The sequence below is a fragment of the Paenibacillus sp. FSL H3-0333 genome (assembly GCF_038002805.1).
GTDB classification, from domain to species: Bacteria; Bacillota; Bacilli; order Paenibacillales; family Paenibacillaceae; genus Paenibacillus_AQ; species Paenibacillus_AQ silagei.
Genome location: NZ_JBBODG010000001.1, coordinates 1,543,442 through 1,563,791, shown reverse-complemented (window position 1 = coordinate 1,563,791; position 20,350 = coordinate 1,543,442). Strand labels below are relative to the sequence as shown.

At 52.6% G+C, this 20,350-nt stretch carries 14 protein-coding genes; 3 read left to right on the top strand and 11 right to left on the bottom strand.

All coding sequences use genetic code 11. The annotated features are described in order from the left end of the window. Positions 1–131 precede the first annotated feature (131 nt). Positions 132–722, top strand: coding sequence for a hypothetical protein (locus MHH78_RS06980; RefSeq protein ID WP_341166971.1), 591 nt, complete (start codon positions 132–134; stop codon positions 720–722). A 192-nt stretch (positions 723–914) separates the two neighbouring features. On the opposite strand, the gene MHH78_RS06975 is transcribed toward MHH78_RS06980, so the two are convergent. The 8 genes from MHH78_RS06975 to xylA all read right to left on the bottom strand — a co-directional run bounded on the left by MHH78_RS06975 (position 915) and on the right by xylA (position 14,879). Next, on the bottom strand, positions 915–3,296 hold the full coding sequence (locus tag MHH78_RS06975) for a glycoside hydrolase family 95 protein (protein WP_341166970.1): 2,382 nt from the start codon (positions 3,294–3,296) through the stop codon (positions 915–917). 109 nt (positions 3,297–3,405) lie between these two features. Continuing rightward, positions 3,406–5,148: an ABC transporter substrate-binding protein gene (locus MHH78_RS06970; RefSeq protein WP_341166969.1), complete on the bottom strand. Its 1,743-nt coding sequence runs from the start codon at positions 5,146–5,148 to the stop codon at positions 3,406–3,408. Positions 5,149–5,338: 190 nt separating this feature from the next. Continuing rightward, entirely contained in the window at positions 5,339–6,238 is a 900-nt protein-coding gene (locus MHH78_RS06965) for a carbohydrate ABC transporter permease (protein WP_076080400.1), read from the bottom strand. 14 nt (positions 6,239–6,252) lie between these two features. Beyond that, the gene (locus MHH78_RS06960) at positions 6,253–7,239 is read right to left on the bottom strand and encodes an ABC transporter permease (RefSeq protein WP_341166968.1); all 987 of its coding nucleotides are present in this window, start codon (positions 7,237–7,239) and stop codon (positions 6,253–6,255) included. A gap of 127 nt (positions 7,240–7,366) precedes the next feature. Then, entirely contained in the window at positions 7,367–9,145 is a 1,779-nt protein-coding gene (locus tag MHH78_RS06955) for a sensor histidine kinase (RefSeq protein ID WP_341166967.1), read from the bottom strand. A 342-nt stretch (positions 9,146–9,487) separates the two neighbouring features. After that, complete coding sequence (locus MHH78_RS06950) at positions 9,488–11,035, bottom strand: response regulator transcription factor (RefSeq protein WP_341166966.1); 1,548 nt, start codon at positions 11,033–11,035, stop codon at positions 9,488–9,490. 221 nt (positions 11,036–11,256) lie between these two features. After that, positions 11,257–12,753, bottom strand: a complete 1,497-nt coding sequence (xylB, locus tag MHH78_RS06945) for a xylulokinase (protein WP_341166965.1) — start codon at positions 12,751–12,753, stop codon at positions 11,257–11,259. 806 nt (positions 12,754–13,559) lie between these two features. Beyond that, positions 13,560–14,879 (bottom strand): xylose isomerase, encoded by a 1,320-nt coding sequence (gene xylA, locus MHH78_RS06940; protein WP_076080392.1) that lies wholly within the window; start codon positions 14,877–14,879, stop codon positions 13,560–13,562. 367 nt (positions 14,880–15,246) lie between these two features. Here xylA and MHH78_RS06935 point away from each other — a divergent pair, with 367 nt between their 5' ends. Both MHH78_RS06935 and MHH78_RS06930 read left to right on the top strand, forming a co-directional pair. Beyond that, the gene (locus MHH78_RS06935) at positions 15,247–16,407 is read left to right on the top strand and encodes an ROK family transcriptional regulator (RefSeq protein ID WP_076080390.1); all 1,161 of its coding nucleotides are present in this window, start codon (positions 15,247–15,249) and stop codon (positions 16,405–16,407) included. 142 nt (positions 16,408–16,549) lie between these two features. Next, positions 16,550–16,744, top strand: coding sequence for a hypothetical protein (locus MHH78_RS06930; RefSeq protein ID WP_036694925.1), 195 nt, complete (start codon positions 16,550–16,552; stop codon positions 16,742–16,744). A gap of 173 nt (positions 16,745–16,917) precedes the next feature. On the opposite strand, the gene MHH78_RS06925 is transcribed toward MHH78_RS06930, so the two are convergent. The 3 genes from MHH78_RS06925 to MHH78_RS06915 all read right to left on the bottom strand — a co-directional run bounded on the left by MHH78_RS06925 (position 16,918) and on the right by MHH78_RS06915 (position 20,309). Beyond that, positions 16,918–17,154, bottom strand: coding sequence for a glutaredoxin family protein (locus tag MHH78_RS06925; protein ID WP_036694922.1), 237 nt, complete (start codon positions 17,152–17,154; stop codon positions 16,918–16,920). Positions 17,155–17,237: 83 nt separating this feature from the next. Further along, on the bottom strand, positions 17,238–18,179 hold the full coding sequence (gene trxB, locus MHH78_RS06920; protein WP_036730365.1) for a thioredoxin-disulfide reductase: 942 nt from the start codon (positions 18,177–18,179) through the stop codon (positions 17,238–17,240). 162 nt (positions 18,180–18,341) lie between these two features. After that, positions 18,342–20,309 carry a heavy metal translocating P-type ATPase gene (locus MHH78_RS06915; protein WP_341166964.1) on the bottom strand — a complete coding sequence of 656 codons (1,968 nt, stop codon included), beginning with the start codon at positions 20,307–20,309 and terminating at the stop codon, positions 18,342–18,344. Positions 20,310–20,350: the final 41 nt, after the last annotated feature.

The window sequence follows — 20,350 nt, the reverse complement described above, 5'->3', positions numbered from 1 at the left end:
AATCACGTTAGATGTGTTATCAAGAAAAAAAACCGAAATGAAAATCCTAAGTTGAATGTGAAATATTGCACCAATTGGGCTCCATCACAATACCTTAAACATATAATTAATATAAAGGAGATGAATATCAGTTGAGTAACTATCATCAAGTATATGTTGACTCTACAAACCACCCTATCCTCCGTGCTCCTGGGGTAATGCAAAAAGATCTTTTTTCATTTGATTATCCTGAGTTTAAGGTAGCAATGTGTGTAACTGGCTGGACTAATGTCCCCTGTCCAACATGGAGTAACCCTGGACGTATGTGTAGGCAAGATATTAAACTGCCATGTACTCAGACCAGAAAGAGCAAGTTTCGAGTATATGCCGAAGTTGTTTATCCTGAAAGTTTAGAATCAGCTGTAAAGAGTGAATTGGAACGATGCCATTTGACAGCATCGGCATTAGCTACAAATGTCGTATACAGTGCAGCTACTGCTTCTAGTGTTATTGGTCCAGCAGCAACTATCTCCGCAGCAGTTGGATCAATCCCAGCCGCATTAAAAACCTATCTTGAATCTTTTTCTTCATGCATTAAAGGAATTGGTCTTTCAGATGCTTTAAGAAGACAGATCAAGGCAGACATCAAAAAGAGTGACAAAGTAATATCAGACTGGCGTCTTGGATATGAATACGACGGCTTGAGATTATTGCCTGCCGAAGACATACATTACTTGCTGTAGTTGTTTAAAGAGCGAAACTTCAAATTAAAAATTCTGAAGAAATGGAGGAATCGAAGTCCACATATTTTTAAATCTATATAAAATATAAAGCACAGACAGATTCCCCATCAAGTAATGCCGCAGCTTCCAGGTCACCATCAGGAAACTGCGGCAGCAACCACTTACATAATTCTATATACGTCCCCCTAATCATCACAGCCCCACCGAGTACACCCCGCCAGCCGTAACCTCAAGCGCACCGTGCAGCGCCTGGACACTCCCGTCTCCAAGCTTCAGCTTCAGCTCTTGCGAATAGCCGAGGCGCAGTGTTCCATCGAACCGGGCTGTAATCCGCGCGGATACCAGAACCCCAGCCTGCCATTCGATATCCACCTCATACCCTCCGCGCGCCTTAAGACCCCGGATGCGGCCATTCTTCCAGGCCTCCGGAAGTGCCGGAAGCAGCGTAAGCTCCCCCAGATAACTCTGCAGCAGCATCTCTGCAATGCCGGCGGCCGCACCGAAATTACCGTCAATCTGAAACGGCGGATGCGCATCGAACAGGTTGGGATAGACAGAGCGGGTTAGCAGCGTGCGCACATAGCCGTAAGCCGCATCGCCGTCTGCGAGCCGGGCATAGAGGTTGATCAGCCAGGCGCAGCTCCAGCCGGTATGTCCCCCGCCAGAAGCAACCCGCTGCTCCAGCGTTAAGCGGCTGGCCTCCAGCAGCTCCGGCGTGTCCCGCCGGTTAATCCGGCTGCCCGGATACAGGCTGTACAGGTGGGAGACATGGCGGTGCCCCGGCTCGGCTTCAGCGAAGTCATAGAGCCATTCCTGGACCCGTCCATCCTTGCTAATCTTCAGCGGAGACAGCCGGGTGAGCGTCTGTTCCAGCTCCTCCTGAAATTCAGAGTCCACGCCGAGAATGCGCGCAGCCTCCAGGCAGTGCTGCATCAACTCAGCGATCAGGCTCATATCCATGGCTGAACTCATAGATATACTGCAAGCTCTGCCATCCTCCGTGATGAACCGGTTCTCCGGCGAAGTAGACGGACTTGTGACCAGCCGGCCCTCCGGTCCTTCCACCAGCCAATCCAGGCAGAATAGGACAGCTCCCTTCATTAGCGGATACGCGGTGTCCTCCAGATAAGCAGCGTCGAGAGTGAATTCGTAATGCTCCCACAGGTGGCGGCATAGCCACACCCCGCCCATTGGCCAGAAGGCCCAGCTGGCATCTCCGCCGGACGGTGTGGAAGTCCTCCACAGATCCACATTATGATGGGCTACCCAGCCGCGCGCCCCGTAATGAATAGCTGCGGTTCTGGCACCGGTCTCACTAAGCTCCTTAATCAGCTCAAAGAGCGGCTCATGGCATTCGCTGAGATTACAGACCTCCGCCAGCCAGTAGTTCATCTGTGTATTGATATTGGTCGTGTAATTGCTGTTCCATGGCGGCTGAACATGTGGATTCCAGATCCCCTGCAGATTCGCTGCCTGGGTTCCGGCCCGCGAACTGCCCATCAGCAGATAGCGGCCATATTGGAACAGCAGCGCTTCGAGCGCCGGATCTTCCGCTCCGTCCTGATATGCGGCCAGACGTTCATCAGTGGGCCGCTCATCTGCCTCGTGACCGTCGAGATCCAGATCCATCCGGCGGAAGATCGCCTGGTGATCCTCAGTATGCCTTCTCCGCAGCTCCTCATAAGTCTTACCAGCCGCAGCACTTAATCTGCCGGCGCATAGCTCCGCCGGGCTTACCACTGCTTCCAAATGTTGAGCAGCCGAAGCAGTCCTATGGCTTGCTCTGGACCGCACCTCCTCATAATCCGTTCCGGCAGCCAGCAGCAGCAGCACACGGTCCGCGCCATTGATTACCAGCTTGCCTGCGGAATGCCGGATACTTCCCCCGGTTACCTGTGCGTGCAGGTGCAGCTCGAACGCAACTCCAAGCCCCTCTTCATAGAGCACCGCAAGCGGATGATCCTGGTGGTAATTGTCGGCAATATGCGAGGGGCAGCGCCCCTGCATTACCAGCCGGGTTCCCTCCCCCGGGCTAACGCTGTGCTGTAATTGGCTGTCAAGTGCCAGCTCAAGCTGAATTCCTCCGGGCTGATCGCTTATCAGATGCACGACGCCAACCTGATCTGGTGTGCTGATGAATACTTCACGGGTGAAGGCTCCCTGCCCGGTCTGATAGGTCACTCTGGCAACTCCGCTATCCAGATCAAGCTCTCGTTCATAGGCCGTGCAATTCTCTGTGCCCGGCTGCTTAAGAATCAGGTCCCCCAGCGGCATGTAGGCCTGGGCGTTGACCCCCAGCATATGGGCATTCACCATATCCTCGGCCTCACCATACTGACCTGCAGCGATTAACTCCCGGGTTCTCTTCAGGTACCTAAGTGCTTCATAATTGTTGGTATCCCGGGGGAACCCGGACCATAAGGTGTCCTCATTCAGCGAGATCAGCTCTTTATCCGTACCGCCGAATACCATAGCCCCCATATGCCCGTTCCCGAGCGGCAGCGCCTCTTCCCAGACAGCTGCGGGCTGACGGTATCTGAGCTTCCATGCGGATGTATTTTGTTTAGTTTCCATGTTCTCCTCACCCTTCGTACTAAGTTCTGAATACAGCAAAAGGCCCTGACCTAAGTCGGGCCTTTCTGCCTTCTGCTGTACTCTGGATCATGCTACATCCCATTAGGATTTACAGATTTTTGCCTGTCCACAGGGATACTCTCTTCTTCACCAGATCAGTGAATTCTTTTTCCATATCCTGGGCGCCAGCTTTGTCCAGCTCGGCCAGGAAGGCATCATAGACTTTATCGAAATCAGCCGGTTTGGACAGAATCGCTTCCGGGATACGTTTACGTACGATATCCTGGGTCTTTTTGAAGATGACCTGATATTTACCGTCTGTCGGAACCGGCAGGTTGTACAGGGCACCTGTTTCTTTTACAGGGAATTCATCCTCTTTCGGGAACAGGTCCTTCCAGGTAGTCGCCTTATATCCGGCAAGGGATTCCTTCTCAGCTTCGGAGTACGAAGCAACAATCTGCTCAGGGAAGCTTGTGGTGTAATAGTTGTCTGTTGAATCCTTCACGCCGTCGCCATACCGTGCACCGAAAATCAGGTACTGGCCGATCCCGGTTGTTTTTTGAGTGTTCGCCGTATCGTTGGCTAAGCCGTCACGGATCTCAGGCAGAACCTCGCGCTTGCCATTCGCATCCACAGTATAGTGCTTGTCTTTAATCCCCCAGGTTCTCAGGACCTGGCCTTCATCGGAGGACATCCAGTCCAGCCATTTGATGATCCGCTCAGGATCTTTGGCTGCCGTAGTAATCGCAATGCCGTAGCCGTCGATACCGGTCTGCATGAAGGAATGGTCCTTATACTCTTCGGTCAGGGTTACAGGGAAGTGTCCATAGGTATACTCGTCTTTGCCGGCAGCCTTCAGGGCATTCTCACCGTCGGAGTATTCCCATTCCTGGGAGATCAGACCGAGTACACGGCCGCTGGCCACTTTCGCTTTGTATTGGTCATCCTTTTGTACGAAGGTGTCCTTGTCGAGCAGGCCTTGATTGTACATGCCGTTCAGCCAGCGGAAATATTCCTTTTCTTCGGCGCGTTTGTAGTGAAGCTTCGCTTCGAAGGTCTCAGGGTCCACATAATATTCACCATCATCCGGTGCGCCGGTTGTAGTGAAGGCCGGGTTCGTCACGGTGATCATAATCTTCCAGTCATCGGCATTCAGCGTCAGCGGAATGGTAGGCTGTCCATCGGTTTCCGGATGTAGCTTCACATAATCCTTAAGCACCTTTTCAAAATCAGCTACAGTCCGCACCTTCGGATAGCCAAGCTCTTTAAGCACACGATGCTGAATTTCAAATCCGCCTGTGGCATCAAAGGATTTCTGGCCGACACCCACATTCGTAGGAATCTGATAGATGCTCTGGTCATCCAGGCTGTACTTCAGCCGGTTCATATTCTCGCCGTAGACCTTCTTGAGGTTGGGGCCATATTTGTCAATCAGGTCCGTCATATCAATGATCAGTCCCGCATCCACCAGGGTACTCAGACTTCCTTTAGCGAAAATAATATCAGGAACGTCGCCGCTCGCCGCCATCATCGCAATCTTCTGGTCGCCGCCGCCGCTGCCTACATCGAATTCAGCTTCAAGGGTAACCCCTGTCTTCTCCGTAATCGCTTTACCTACATCATCCTGCATCTTGTTCCAGTTCGGGCTGGCATCCGCACCGAAGAAGGTGAATGTAGCCGGTGAGGTATCTAGAGCCGTATCATCTGCTGCGGCAGTAGCATCAGATGTAGTTCCTGAGTTGTTAGGCGTCGTATTGTTGGCTGCATTATTGCCGTTGCCTCCACAACCGGCGATCAGCATCGAGCTCATCAGCAGGAGTGTGAAGATCGTCTTGGTACTCTTGCGGTTCATTGTGTATCCCCCTTGTATCTTATTATGTTGCCTTTATGCATATCAGGTGAGACCTGAATATACCATTGTGAACGCTTGCAAAACTACTATAAATATAAATTACCACTAATTAACACTTCACCCCAAGCGGCTTGGCTGCCAGGTTCTGCACTAAACCCGGCAGCTTCTCCTGCCCCTGAGGAATTAAGGCTTATGCCTTAACAGCACCCAGTGTCATACCGCCGACAAAATACTTTTGCAGGAACGGATAGACCACGAGAATCGGCACCGTTACGACAATCGTAATCGCCATCTTGATCGACTCCGGTGAAATCTGCGCCATCTGTCTGGCCATATCATTCGCATTTGCCATGCCACTGCCCTGATTGGTCGAAGACAAGACCTTCATCAGCTCGAACTGCAGCGTAGTCAGATGCGGCTTGTTGCCGTTGTAGAGATAGGTGGTGAACCACTCATTCCATTGCCCCACGGCCAGGAACAAGGCGATGGTTGCCAGCACCGGCTTACAGAGCGGAAGAATGATTTTGTAGAAAATCATAAAGTCATTCGCGCCGTCCAGCTTGGCGGATTCCTGCAGGGCAAACGGCAGGCCGTCCATGAAGGAGCGGATAATGAACACGTTGAACGCGGAAACCATACCCGGCAGGATGTAGATCCAGAACGTTCCGATCAGATTCAGGTCCTTCATGAGAATGTACATCGGCACCATACCGCCGGAGAAATACATGGTCAGGGCCAGGAATACCGAGACGAATCTTCTGGCTCTGAACTCCGGACGGCTGAGGGTAAAGGCCAGCATGGAAGCACTGATCAGCCCCAGAAGAGTACCGGAAAGGGTACGCAGAATCGATATTTTGAAGCCTTGAATCAGTCCCGTATAGCTGAAGATCCGCTGGTAATTCTCCAGAGTCCAGACCCGCGGGAAGATATAGATGCCGCCCCGGACCGTATCCGTAGATTCATTGAAGGAAATCGCCAGCACGTTCAGAAAGGGATATAACGTCACAATCATAATCAGGAATAGAGCGATGTAGAGAAAAATATCGAAGACACGTTCACCTTTTGACATTTGGAATGCTTTGCTGCTCATGGATGATCCCCTCCTTACATAATGCTTTCTTTGGCAAATTTCTTCATCAGACCGTTGGCGGTGAACAGCAGGATGACACTGACTACCGAGGTGAACATGCTTATCGCGGTACCATAGGAGAACCGTCCAATCTGTATCCCGTATTTAAGCGCATACAAATCCAGAACTTCCGAATAATCGGTAACCATATTGTTCTGCAGCTGGAATTGCTTCTCGAAGCCGATACCGACCAGATGGCCGATATTCATAATCAGCAGCACCATAACTGTTGTACGTATACCCGGCAGTGTAATATTGAACATCTGCTTGACCCGTCCTGCACCGTCCACTTTGGCCGCTTCATACAGCTCTTTATCAATGCCTGTAATCGCTGCCAGATAGATGATCGCATTCCAGCCTGTTTCCTTCCAGATGTCGGCAGCCGTTAAGACTCCCCAGAAGTATTTCCCTTTGGCCATGAACTGAATCGGCTCATCAATCACATTCGTCCAGAGCAGCAGATCATTCACGATCCCGCCATCGATGGCAAGCGTCTTGTAGACAATCCCGCCAACAACGACCCAGGATACAAAGTGGGGCAGGTAAGATATCGTCTGAACCGATCTCTTGAAGATGTTCCCGCGCAGCTCGTTGAGCATCACGGCGAACAGGATAGGAACCACGAAGCCGAAGATCAGTCCCAGCATGCTCATCGCAAGTGTATTTCTTAATACGAGGTAGAAGCGTTCATCCTGGAACAGCTCCCTGAAGTTGTCCAGTCCGACCCATTTCTGCTCGCTGAACGACCTGACCGGCTTATAATTCTGGAAGGCCATTAGCCATCCCCATATAGGCACATAGCTGAATATAAATACCCAGATTACGAATGGAAGGGACATCAGGTATAAGTACTTTTGCTGGAGTACGCTTTTCCAAAATCCGTTATTCCGTTTCGCAGGTGGGCGGGGGGTTACGCTTTCATTTGCTGTAACACCGCTTTCAGTGAGCGCTTTCACGATCATTATTCCCCCTTCGCTTTGATAGCTTTATCTTATCCCAGCGCCGGGGGCGAGAATACCCAACAGATTTCACGTAAAAACCTATAGAAATTAGACATTCTCCCCGCCTGTATCCCTTTAAGCCTTCAAATCACTGTCCCTTCGGGATTGAAAATGTAATCCGGGTCCCCTCTCCCTCCCGGCTTGAGATGCTCAGCCCATGCTCTGCTCCGTAATACAGAGTCAGTCTCTGCTGCACATTGCGCAGCCCGATCCGGCCCTGCTCCTCTTCCTCCGCCTTGGTGATGACCTCCATAATCGCAGCCAACCGGTCTTCCGTCATGCCGATCCCGTCATCCATTACAATGACCTGAATCTCCTGATTCTCCGTGAGAGTGACGGCGATGCTGACATGCACCGTCCCTTCCTTGTTCTCCAGACCGTGAACGACGGAATTCTCCACCAGCGGCTGGATAATCAGCGGCGGAATCATCACCTCAGCGGCGGCGGGATCGAAGGCAATCTCATACTCCAGCCTGTCCTCGTACCGGAACTTCTGAATCTCCAGATAGGAGCGGATCATCTCGACCTCTTCCTTGATCGGCGCTCTCTCCCGGCCTACTTCCAGGTTCTTGCGCATCAGCTTGCCCAGCAGCCGGACAATATTGGCGATCTCCTTCTCTCCCCGCAGATGGGCGTTCATACGGATCGACTCCAGCGCGTTGAACAGAAAATGCGGATGAATCTGGCTGGCCATCATCTTCAGCTTAATCTCCCGCTGCGCGATCTCCAGCGTACTATTCTTCTCATTACTCTCTATCACCTGGGTAATCAGCTGGTTGATGCTGGCTACCATGTAGTTGAACTGGCGCGACAGCTGACCGATCTCGTCTGTTCCGTCAATATGGGAGACGATGTTCAGGTTCCCGAGGGCCACTTGATTGAGCTGGCGGCTCAGCCGCAGCAGCCGGTTGCTCGTCAGCAGCGAGATGGTGTATACCAGTACAAGCGCAACCAGCAGCACCCCGATTACGATAAACAGGCCCAGCTGACTCACCTTATTAGCATCGCTAAGAATGCTTTTAGTCTCAAATACCGAGATAATCTTCAGCCTGCTGACACTCAGCTCAGGGATCATCTCATCGATCATGACGTAGGAATCCTTATCCTTCACCTGGGTCATGAACACACCTTTGGATTGCGACTGCACATTTATCCCTATGTCAAAAGCATCCACCGTGCTGCCTACCAGCTGCGGATTTTTGGCGGATACAATATAGCCCTGCTCATCGATAATGATGGTCTCGAACGGCTCCTGGTGCAGCATCTGGTTCAGCTCATCCTGATTCACCTGCACCATCAGAATTCCTGACTTGCTGTATTCAGGGTAGGGAACCTGGCGGATCAGACTCAGCTTGTTGATGGTCCCTTTGGGGCTGTTGATATAAGGGTCCTTGTCGTGGATATACATCCAGTAGATCTGATTGTTCCGCATAGCCTGTGTATACCAGTTTCTCGTACGGATCTCCGGCGTTACCGGCGCGATGGACATATCGTCCACCAGTGTGGGATTATCGATGAAAAAGCGGATATTGGAGATCTCCCGGTACCGCAGCACATATTCCTTGAGGTCGGTATAATTCAGGTATGCCTTGGTCAACTCCAGGATACTCGGATAATGCGTATTGACCAGCCGCTCCAGATCCTCATCGAAATAGAGCAGATTCGAAATGTCTGTAGGGACACGCAGCTTGCTGTACAACTGGCTTTTGATCTTTTCCACGTTGTTGGTGGCCTGATCAATCGCTCTGTTCAAGGCTCCCTCCCGAAAATAATTCGTCAGAATCACCCCTGCAATCAGCACGGGAATCATCACCACTATGATATAAAAGAAGATCAGCTTGTATTTCAGCTTCATGTTATTGACCATCCGCACCAGCTTCTTGATATCAATCTCCCCTCTCTATAAAAACAGGCTGCTCCCGGTCTTCTGCAAGAAGGGGAACAGCCTGTATATCATAAGCCTCATACCTGATTTTCTGCAAGCTTGACGCTGGTCTAAATAAGGCCCACTAAAAGATTTGAACTCTAAGCTTGGTCGTCACTGCGGTGAACATTTGGACTTCCGGCCGCTGTTGTCTCCAGATGTTGTTAATTATATTGCTTGCAGCAGATAACATCCGGAGGCGGTCGCTAACGCTCCTACAGTTCCAAATTTCCCCTCCGCTTCTTTTTGCTTTTCGTTAAGTGCTTTAGCGCTTCTTAGATAAGACTAGTTCTCCTTGCGGTATGCGCTTGGGGAGACGCCGACATATTTGCGGAATTTGGCATTGAAATAATCGGAGTTCATGTATCCGACCTGCTCGGCCACCTCATAGACCTTCATACCCTGGGTCAGCAGCTGCTTGGCCTTCTCGATCCGCACCTTATCCAGATAGGTGTTGAAGTGCTCACCCACCTGGTTCTTGAACATTTTACCCAAGTAGGCGCTATTGTAGTTAAAAATCTCGGCAAGTGTGCCCAGCTTCAAATTCTCCTTATACCGGCGCTGGATCAAATCCGTAATCCGCTTAATCTCATCGCCGCGTCCGCTTCCGCTGCCCGTCAGCCTGGAGAGCTGCTCCATATAGCCCGACACCAGCCGCTCTGCATCATGCAGGTACCTGCTGCTGTAGACCTCGCCCATCGGCGAGGCTTGTCCGGCAATCAGCGGGCGCAGCTCAGGACTCGCTGCCTCCAGCCGGGCAATCGTGCTGCTGACAATCCGCAGCAGCTGGTCCTTGACATAGGTCTCGTCCCGCTGGGTATGCACGAGCTGGCGGATAATCTGCAGCGTAAGCTCCCTGGCCACCTCGCTGCTACCAGCCTCCACTGCCAGCAGCAGCTGCACCTCGATATCACGCTCGGGGTCCAGCTCCACCTCCGGTTCAACCGCGCCTTGTGCAGGCTCCTCCCAGGGGTCCGGCATTCCACAGAGCAGTGTGTTCTTCTGCCCGAAGAAGGCATCCTCCAGCCGGGCGCGCGCAGCCCCGAAGGACTCTCCGGCCTCCTCCGGCCGGACAGCCGCTCCGCCCGTTGCGGCCACGAACTCCAGCCCCTCCTTCGAGATCAGGTAGTGCAGCTCCTGCCAGAGCGCCGCCCGGGCGCGTTCATCCCGGAGCGGCTCCTTCAGCAGAATTCCCATATACGGGGGGAGGGTGAAGAAGAAACCGCGCTCCTCCTGCTCCTGCCAATGCCGCTCCATCAGCCGCTTCACCGACTCTTCGCGGGCATCCTCCCCCTTGTTAAGCCCTTTCAATTCCAGCAGCACTACTTCGCAGCTGCTGTCCCCCAGGCCCAACTCGGCAGCCGCCTCTCCGGCTTCCTTCGACTGCAGCAGCTCCCGCACCAGCACCTCGGTGGTTCTTGCCGGCTCCAGAGCCTGCCATTCGTTGATCCGTTCTTCCAGGCTGATCTTCTCCCGCAGCTCCTGCAGATAGCTGATTAGCTCCTCCTCATCCACCGGCTTGAGTAAATATCCGTCAATATGATAGGAAATAGCCTGCTTCGCATATTCAAAATCGGCATAGCCGCTCAGAATCAGCACATGGCAGCCCGGATTCTCATTGCGCAGCTCAGCAATCAATTCCAGCCCGCTCATCCCCGGCATACGAATATCTGCAATTACAAGTCCAGGGTCCAGCTCACGGAATTTGTCCAGCGCTTCATAACCGTTAGCCGCTGTCGCCACCACGGTATACCCCTCTTCCTCCCAGGGAATCAAGGTGCGCATCCCTTCCCTCAGCTTGGGCTCATCATCCACAATCAGTACTTTGATCAATAGGGGGCCTCCCTTCATGCCGTACTCGAGCTTACGAGCCGGAATTTATCATACTAAATAAGGAACACTTAAAATTGTACTTGAAGCAGTGTCGTTACTGCGGTGAACATTTGGACTTCCGGCTGCTGTTGTCACCAGATAGTCTTCTTATATAGATCTTATACCTTAAAGAAAATAAGCTGCCACCCTATACAGGATGGCAGTCATTCCATGCAGATATTCTATTTGCGGTAAGAGGCCAGCTTCTCATTCAGCTCGCGGGTCTGTCCGTATACATCCTGGTACAAAGCGAAAATACCGTCATAGAGCGCCGCCTGCTCTGCGTTAGGAGTATAGGTCTCTGCCGGACGGATGAAGGCTTCCGCACATGCACCCAGGGACTCGAACCAGCCTGCGCCATAGGCTGCCAGCATAGCTGCGCCCATAGCCGGACCCTGCTCGCTCTCCAGCTTGATGATCGTAGCGCCGAAGATATCAGCCTGCATCTGCAGCCAGGCTTCATTCTTAGCCCCGCCGCCGATCGCCACGACCTCGGTAATCTCTTTGCCGGATTCACGCACAATCTCAATCGATTCACGCAGCGAGAACGTGATGCCTTCCAGCACAGCCCGGGTAAAGTGGGACAGGGTATGTCCGGAATCCATACCGATGAAGCTGCCGCGGATGCTCGCATCCGGGTGCGGTGTACGTTCCCCGCTGATGTAAGGGGTGAACAAGAGACCGCTGCTTCCAGCCGGGATTTCGTTCACTCCCCGCAGTAATTCGTCGAAGCTCTTGTCTGCTGCAAAGGTCTCCTTGAACCAGGTCAGGCTGTGTCCTGCTGCCAAGGTAACACCCATAATATAGAAGGCATCCTTCTCACTGTGGTTGAAGAAATGCACTTTGCCTTCGAGGTTAAGATCCTTGTTGCTCTCGTAGGACAATACCACACCGGAAGTACCGATGCTGCACATCGTCCGGCCTTCACCCAGAATGCCGGCACCCAGTGCGCCGCAAGCATTGTCTGCCCCGCCGGCGAACACCTTGGTGGTAGGAAGCAGGCCGGAGGCTTCGGCCACCGCCGGAAGCAGGGTTCCGGTCTGCTCGAAGGATTCCACGAGTCTCGGGCAGAGAGAGACCGGCAGATCGAACGCTCCGGCAATCTCCGCACTCCACTGCTTCGCGCCTACGTCGAGCAGCAGAGTTCCGGCTGCGTCGGAGTAGTCCATGGCGTAGTCCCCTGTCAGGTGGTAACGCACATAATCCTTCGGCAGCAGGAATAATTCAGCCTTCGCGAGCACCTCTGGCTCATGCTCCTGAACCCACAGAATCTTCGGAAGCGTGAAGCCTTCGAGCGCACGGTTTCTGGCGATATCAATCAGCTTGCTGCCAAGCTTCTTCTCAATTTTGCGGCATTCCGCAGTCGTACGTGTATCATTCCATAGAATGGCGGGACGCAGCGCCTTGCCTTCGCCGTCAACGAGCACAAGCCCGTGCATCTGGCCGGAGAAGCTGATGCCGTCGATCTGTCCAGGCTCTGCACCCGATACTTCCATCAGACGCTTCAGGCTGGCGATGGTTCCCTTCACCCAATCCTCCGGATTCTGCTCACTCCAGTTCGGCTGGGGTCTGCTGAGCGGATACGCTTCAGAATGCTCGAAAGCCACCTTGCCCTGGGGATCTACCAGTACAGTCTTTACCGCGCTGGTTCCAAGATCGACACCAATTACATATTTCATAGTTATCCTCCTAAAAGTTTTGCGGGGTTCCGCATCCTGTATTCACTTCGAGCAAAACTCGCTTCGTAAGCATCAGCCGTTCCAACGGTTTCAATCCACTGAAGATGCGGCCGCGATTGTATTTCCTGCAATAGATTCTCTTTAAATCGGCCGAAAATCGTAGGCAATTGTACTTTGTACACTAGAATTTCATGAAAAGGCTGTTTTGTACGGTATCCTCAAATATCTGTTGTACGGAATACAGCAGAATGCTATTTTCCAGCCAAATTAGAGCATTCTACTGCACAAAATACACTCACACAGTCCTAGTAGAGCATCAGAGCTAAACAAGTGAATTTATTCAATAAATAAGGTAATGTATGAAGATGCGTTTGAACCGAACCAATCGGTGATAGTTGTATTCTGTACATCTAAATAGAGTGAAAAGAAAGGTTCTCCTCTTCTAAATGTACTTTGTACAACTAAATCTGCCCGAATAGGCGAAAACCCGGGTACGGAGGCAGTTTAATTGTATGAATTACAACTAAACGGATATTCGGCGGTACATAAGATGATTTAGTTGTATAAAATGCATTTAAGTCTATCAATTGTACCTTAATCGGGTCATGGCAAACCCCAAGGATGCGATAGGTCGATTTTTTTTACCATTTTAAATCTATTGTCCTACTTTGCAGGAAACTCCACCATTCCGCCACTCAAGTATTCCAGTATTAAAAAGGGGCTGCCGAAGAATGCTCTCTTCAGCAACCCCCGTTGCGTGTCTTCTCTAATCAATCTCCGGGCAATCCCGCAAATCCGGCAGCGTCTTACTCAGCAGTCAGGATGTACTGGTTAAGTGTAGCTCTCAGCAGTTCCTGACGTCCGGATTTGTTCGGACGCGGGCTCTCGTTGTTCAGCGCGTAGTCAGCCAGCGAAGCCAGTGTCGCTTTGCCGGATACGATGTCAGCGCCAACGCCTTCGTTGAAGCTGCTGTAACGCTCAGCGATGAAGTTCTCGAATACGCCGTCTTCCAGCAGCTTAGCAGCTACCTTCAGGCCCTTAGCGTATACGTCCATACCGGAGATGTGTGCCAGGAACAGATCCTCAGGCTCGAAGGAAGGACGGCGTACTTTGGAGTCAAAGTTGATTCCGCCTTTGCCCAGACCATCATTCTTCAGTACTTCATAGAGAGTCAGTGTAGCATCGTAGATGCTTGCAGGGAATTCATCTGTATCCCAGCCGAGCAATGGATCGCCCTGGTTCGCATCCAGTGATCCCAGCATACCGTTGATACGGGCTACGTGCAGCTCGTGCTCGAAGGTGTGGCCAGCCAGTGTAGCATGGTTCGCTTCAAGGTTCAGCTTGAAGTGCTTATCCAGGTTGTACTTCTGCAGGAATGCGATGCAAGTTGCTGCATCGAAGTCATATTGGTGCTTGGTAGGCTCTTTCGGCTTAGGCTCGATCAGGAACTGGCCGTCGAAGCCGATTTCCTTCGCATAATCTACAGCCATGCTGAACAGGCGGGCAATGTTGTCCTGCTCCAGCTGCATATTGGTGTTCAGCAGTGTCTCATAACCTTCACGGCCGCCCCAGAATACATAGTTGTCAGCGCCCAGACGTTTACCCACTTCCAGACCTTTCTTCACTTGTGCAGCAGCGTGTGCGAATACGTCAGCGTTGCAGGTGGAGCCTGCACCGTGCATGTAGCGCGGGTTGGTGAACATGTTGGCAGTGTTCCACAGCAGTTTTTTGCCGGAAGCCTTCATGCCTTGTTCAAGGATGTCTACGATCGTATCGATGTTGCTGTAGAATTCACGCAGGGACGCGCCTTCAGGAGCGATGTCCACATCATGGAAGCAGTAGTACTGCAGGTCCATCTTCTCCATGAATTCGAATGCTGCTTCTGCACGGGCCTTAGCCTTGTCTAGTGTGCTCAGTTTGTCCCAAGCGCGGACTGCAGTTTCAGCGCCGAACGGGTCGGAACCGCCAGCTGTTAATGTATGCCAGTAAGCCATTGCAAATTTCAGGTGTTCTTCCATTGTTTTGCCGGCTACGATTTCTTTCGGATTGTAGAATTTGAATGCATAAGGGTTGGTGGAACGGCTTCCCTCGTAAGAGACCTTGCTCACTGTTTCAAAATAAGCCATTTGTAAAATCCTCCTCGATATTTTGCTTCGCCCGCAAGCGTTTACAGCATCATCTTAACACATCTCTTTGACTTTGTATATTGGTTAAACAAAGTTTTTTTATTTTTATTTTTCCCGCTGTTTCGCGTGTCTACCGGAGCTTATATTCACCTTCATTAGTTCCAGTTATTTAAAAATATGTAACGTTCGGACCGTCCAGATCCAACGGATATAGTTGCATTTTTACGCTCTTCATTCTAGACTAGGGGGCATACCCGCGCAGCGGAGAGCGTCTTCACAGCTACCCTCTTCCCGCCTGTGCAAGGGCCCAGTAATCTACTCGGTTCTATACTGATAAATTCTTATATTGTAAAAGGAAGTGTGCTGCTTGAAAGTTACCGGTGATCAGGCGCTGGTCAAAAAAATAAACAAATCGATTATTTTACATACCATCCGTATGCATTCCCCCATCTCACGGGCCAAGGTGTCCGAGGTGACAGGATTGAATAAAGCTACCGTCTCCAATCTGGTAGCCGAGCTTTGCGGACAGCAGCTGGTTACTGAGGCAGGACCCGGAGAATCCAGCGGCGGGCGTAAGCCGCTGATGCTGCATTTTAACGAAATGGCTGGTAGTGTGATCGGGATCGAGCTGCGCGTGAAACAGCTTAAGGCTGTACTCTGCAATCTGGGGGGCGGCATTCTTCATGAACGGGACAGTGTGCTGGAGAACCACGATTTCCCTTATGTGCTCGGGCAGATGCAGCAGATGATCTCGGAGCTGATCGCTACGGCTCCGCCTTCTCCTTACGGACTCGTCGGCATTGGTGTCGGCGTCCCAGGAATGGTCGATGAGCACGGCGTTGTCCTGTTCGCGCCCAACCTGGGCTGGGAGATGGTAGACCTGCGTTCGATTCTGGAAAGCGCCTTCGCGGTGCCAGTCACCATTGATAATGAGGCCAACGCAGGGGCTCAGGGTGAGCTGAACTTCGGGGCGGCCCGCGATGTGCGCCATCTGCTGTATATCAGCGCAGGCTCGGGGATCGGGTCGGGGATTATTATCGGCGGAGAGTTGTACAAGGGCGCGCGCGGCTATGCGGGTGAGACCGGACATATGACGATTGAAGCGGAAGGCAAGCCTTGCAGCTGCGGCAGCCGGGGCTGCTGGGAGCTATACGCCTCCGAGAAAACCTATGATAACCCCGGCCTCGCCCTCCCGGCCCGCACAACGACCGGACTGGTCAAATATGCGCTTGAGGGACAGCCCGATACGCTGAGCCATTTCAACTCCATTGGCGAGTATCTGGGGATCGGAGTGACCAATCTGATCAACAGCTTCAACCCAGAGCTGATCGTGATCGGCGGTGCTCTATCGGAGGCGGAGCCGTGGCTCGGCGAGCCGCTGCGCCGGGTGGTAGCTGAGCGTACCCTCCCCTACCACAAACAGCAGCTCGAAATCACCTTCTCCAGGCTGGGAAGCCGGGGAACCATGATTGGAGCGGGTTTTTCAGCGGTGATGCATTTTCTGGGCAACATCCGCGTCACTCTATAGACTCTTAAACTCTTATATTTCTTAAAATCGCCGCATTTTTTTCTGCATTTCCTGCTCTAAAAGGAGTGGCTATCCTATATAATAAGGATACTTGTGTGACATTTGTCACCACACCCTTTTTTCTGAAATGGAGAGAGAATCCATGACTTATGTTGATACGTCTGATATTTCGGCGAAGATGTTCATCGCGGTGCTGCTGCTGCTGCTCATCATTGCTCCGCTCGTCAGCCTCGGTGTCCTGCGTCTGTTCCAGTCGCGGAAGAAATCGGGATTCCTCCTTATCGCCAGCGGCATTGCCGTCTATGCTGTCTTTCAGATGTTTATGTCTCTTACCTGAGGCCTGCAGGCAGACAGAAATGACGCAAGCAAGTGGAGAAGCAGCATTTAAGATTGTTCATATTCGCTGAAGTAGGCAAACGGGCAGATTTAAATGTTGTTTTTCCTCCGCAAGCACGCAAAAAGCCGCCTCCCACCGGGAAGCGGCTCTATTTATTTCAGGACTACCGGCTATTATTCTGTTGCAGCCAAAGCCTTGTCGAACTTGGTCTTGTTCATACCGACGATCTTCATATCCCCGATCACCGTAATCGGCACAGCTCTCATTCCCATATCCCACACCTGCTGGGCGTACTCTTCATTCTGCTCGATGTTGCGTTCTTCGTACGCTACCCCTTTATCGCTCAGGAAGCTTTTCACCTGACGGCAATGCGGGCAATTCGTCGATGTGTACACAATGACATTCTCCATAGTATGATTTCCTCCTCGTATCTAAGTATTAGACTCTGAGATCTATTGTAGCACCCGAATCTCTGCTTTTCCAAATGCCGGGCTTACATAATTACCGCGCTATGCTCCAGGCTCTCGATATATTTCTCGGCGTCCATAGCTGCCATACAGCCGCTGCCCGCAGCCGTAATGGCCTGTCTGTAACGGGTATCCTGCACGTCGCCGCAGGCGAATACGCCGGGAATGTTCGTCTCGGAGGTGCCGGGATTCGATACGATATAACCGTTCGCATCCGTAGTGATCTGTCCGCCCAGGAATGCCGTATTCGGATGATGGCCAACCGCCACGAATACCCCGCTGGCTTCAATGAACTCTTCTTCGCCAGTCTCGTTGTTGATCACCTTCAGGCCAGTTACACCCTTGTCTTCGGCAATCACTTCAACAGGGGTACGGTTCAGTCCCCAGGTCACTTTGGCGTTATCGCGGACACGGTCCTGCATAATCTTCGAGGCCCGCAGCTCTTCGCGGCGGTGCACCAGGGTTACCTTGGATGCAAAACGTGTCAGGAAGCCCGCTTCTTCAAGCGCGGAATCGCCGCCGCCGACCACCACGATCTCTTTGCCGCGGAAGAAAAATCCGTCACAGGTAGCACAAGTGCTGACCCCGCGGCCAATATTATCCTGTTCCCCGGGAATTCCGAGATACTTGGCTGTGGCACCCGTGGAGATAATCAGCGTATCCGTAATCAGTGTGCCCATACCTTCCACGTTAAGCTTGAACGGACGGTCGCCCAGCTCGACGCTGTTCACCCAGCCGGTCACGAACTGTGCTCCGAATCGCTCAGCCTGCTTGCGCATATTATCCATCAGATCGGGACCCAGAATGCCCTCCGGGAATCCCGGGAAGTTCTCGATCTCCGTTGTAGTTGTAAGCTGTCCGCCTGGCTGCGGACCTTCGATAACGAGCGGGTTCAGGTTCGCACGGGCCAAATATATAGCAGCTGTCAATCCGGCCGGTCCAGTACCGACAATAATTGATTTGTACATGATGATATCCCCCTTGAGATGGACGGAAAAGACGCCATTCCTTATTTAAAATAATTATAATCTAGTATTTATTATGATCACCTCAAGGGGAGTTGTCAATATGCCAGACCCGTTGTAAACGCTCCTTTTTGTGAACAATTCAATTTTAAGCAATCTAAAGTGTTATCGCAAAAGACGCAGGCCGTTAAGGATGACGAGAATCGTACTTCCCTCATGCCCGACCACCCCGAACGGCAGCGCAATCCCCTGCACAAAGTTGCTGATCATCAAGGCGGCAATGACCGTTACGGCAAAAATCATATTCTGCTTCACAATCCGCTGCGTCCGGCGCGCCAGGGCAATCGTCCCGGCAATCTCCTCAATGTTGTCATTCATCAGCACCACATCAGCAATCTCCAGGGCAGCCCCGCTGCCCTTCATCCCCATGCCCATGCCAACTGTTGCGGTTGCGAGCGCAGGTGCATCATTCACCCCGTCGCCTACCATGATGACATGACCGTATTGCTCCCGCAGCGCCTTGATGTGTGATTCCTTATCTTCCGGCAAAAGCCCGGCGAACACGAGATCGACGCCGCTCTCACCCGCAATGACCCGGGCTGTAGCCTCGCGGTCACCGGTCAGCATCGCTACCTTGATCCCTAGATCATGCAGCTTGCGCACGGCAGCCGCCGCCTGGGGGCGCACAGTGTCCTGCAGGGCAATCATTCCGGCGATCGTCTCTCCGGCAAGGATCAGCGATACCGTTTTGCCTTCCTGTTCCAGCCTGCTGCGCAGAGCCTTCCAATGGTCCGTATCCGCCCCGGCAGCCGCCCCTTCCGCTTCATCCAGCAGATTCGACTTGCCGATCCGCCACAGCTGGCCGTCGATGACGCCTTCAATTCCCCAGCCGGTGACCGACTGACTCTCTTCAATATCCCGCAGTCCGATCTGTTCCGCTTCCGCCAGCGCGACAATAGCCTCTGCCAGCGGATGCCCCGACAGCTTCTCAATAGAGGCGCTCACGGCCAGCAGCTCTTCCCGCACATAGCCTTCTCCGGCGATGAAGTCCGTGACCTGCGGGATGCCTTCCGTCAGGGTACCCGTTTTGTCAAAAGCAACGACCGAGGTCCGCGCCATATTCTCCAGATGTACCCCGCCTTTGAACAGGATGCCTTTGCGGGCGCTCTTGGAGATGGCCGACAGCATGGCGGGCATGATGGAGGATACCAGCGCACACGGGGAAGCAACGACCAGGAACACCATTGCCTTGTAGAACGTATTGCTCCAGCTCCAGTCCAGCACAAACGGCGGCAAGGTGATCAGCAGGACCGTGGCAGCCACGACAACTCGGGCATATACGGATTCAAGCCGTTTGATAAAACGCTGCGAATCCGGCACTTCGTTCTCTGCCTCTTCCACCATGCGGATGATTTTGGCGAACAGCGTATTCTCGGCCGTCTTCGTCACTTCTATATAAAGAGGGCCTTCTCCATTAACAGTACCGGCGAATACTTCACTGCCGACAGTTTTGTCTACGGGAAGCGATTCTCCCGTGATGGAGGCCTGATTCACAGACGACTCCCCCCGGCATACCTTGCCGTCAGCAGGAACCAGCTCACCCGGACGGATCAGCAGCAGATCTCCGAGCATGAGCTCATCAATCGTTACCTCACTCATCGCCCCCTGCTCAATCCGGACCGCAGTGGCAGGCTTGAGGGCCAGCAGAGCGGAGATGTCCTTTTTGCTGCGCTCCATCGTGTAGCTCTCCAGTGCTCCACTCAGGGCAAAGATGAAAATCAGCATCGCCCCTTCATTCCAGTACCCGATAGAGGCGGCACCCAGCGCAGCGGCAATCATCAGCAGATTGACATCCAGGTCACGTTCCTTGACCAGCGTCTCCACGCCCTCCTTCGCCTTCATCCAGCCGCCCAGGGTGTAAGAGATCACATAGAGGATGACGGATAAGACCTCCGACCAGCCGCTGGTGGCCCAGGCTATGAGCATAATCAGCCCGCTCCCCAGAGCGGCCTGCATTTCGGAGTTGCTGATCATCGCCAGCGGATCGAAGCGGCGCGGTCCCGGAGTGCGGGGCTGCTGCGCCCCTCCTTGACGCGCTATAGATTTGGGCATTGATTTCGAGGTTGCTTGCATGAACAATCACCTTCCTGAATGGTTTTGGTTAAGCGCACACT

Excerpts from the sequence above, each read along its gene's own strand:
- MHH78_RS06915 (WP_341166964.1), bottom strand. The coding sequence starts at position 20,309 with ATGCAAGCAACCTCGAAATCAATGCCCAAATCTATAGCGCGTCAAGGA.
- xylB (WP_341166965.1), bottom strand. The coding sequence starts at position 12,753 with ATGAAATATGTAATTGGTGTCGATCTTGGAACCAGCGCGGTAAAGACT.
- MHH78_RS06960 (WP_341166968.1), bottom strand. The coding sequence starts at position 7,239 with ATGATCGTGAAAGCGCTCACTGAAAGCGGTGTTACAGCAAATGAAAGC.
- MHH78_RS06925 (WP_036694922.1), bottom strand. The coding sequence starts at position 17,154 with ATGGAGAATGTCATTGTGTACACATCGACGAATTGCCCGCATTGCCGT.
- MHH78_RS06970 (WP_341166969.1), bottom strand. The coding sequence starts at position 5,148 with ATGAACCGCAAGAGTACCAAGACGATCTTCACACTCCTGCTGATGAGC.
- MHH78_RS06975 (WP_341166970.1), bottom strand. The coding sequence starts at position 3,296 with ATGGAAACTAAACAAAATACATCCGCATGGAAGCTCAGATACCGTCAG.
- MHH78_RS06955 (WP_341166967.1), bottom strand. The coding sequence starts at position 9,145 with ATGGTCAATAACATGAAGCTGAAATACAAGCTGATCTTCTTTTATATC.
- MHH78_RS06930 (WP_036694925.1), top strand. The coding sequence starts at position 16,550 with ATGACTTATGTTGATACGTCTGATATTTCGGCGAAGATGTTCATCGCG.
- MHH78_RS06965 (WP_076080400.1), bottom strand. The coding sequence starts at position 6,238 with ATGAGCAGCAAAGCATTCCAAATGTCAAAAGGTGAACGTGTCTTCGAT.
- xylA (WP_076080392.1), bottom strand. The coding sequence starts at position 14,879 with ATGGCTTATTTTGAAACAGTGAGCAAGGTCTCTTACGAGGGAAGCCGT.
- trxB (WP_036730365.1), bottom strand. The coding sequence starts at position 18,179 with ATGTACAAATCAATTATTGTCGGTACTGGACCGGCCGGATTGACAGCT.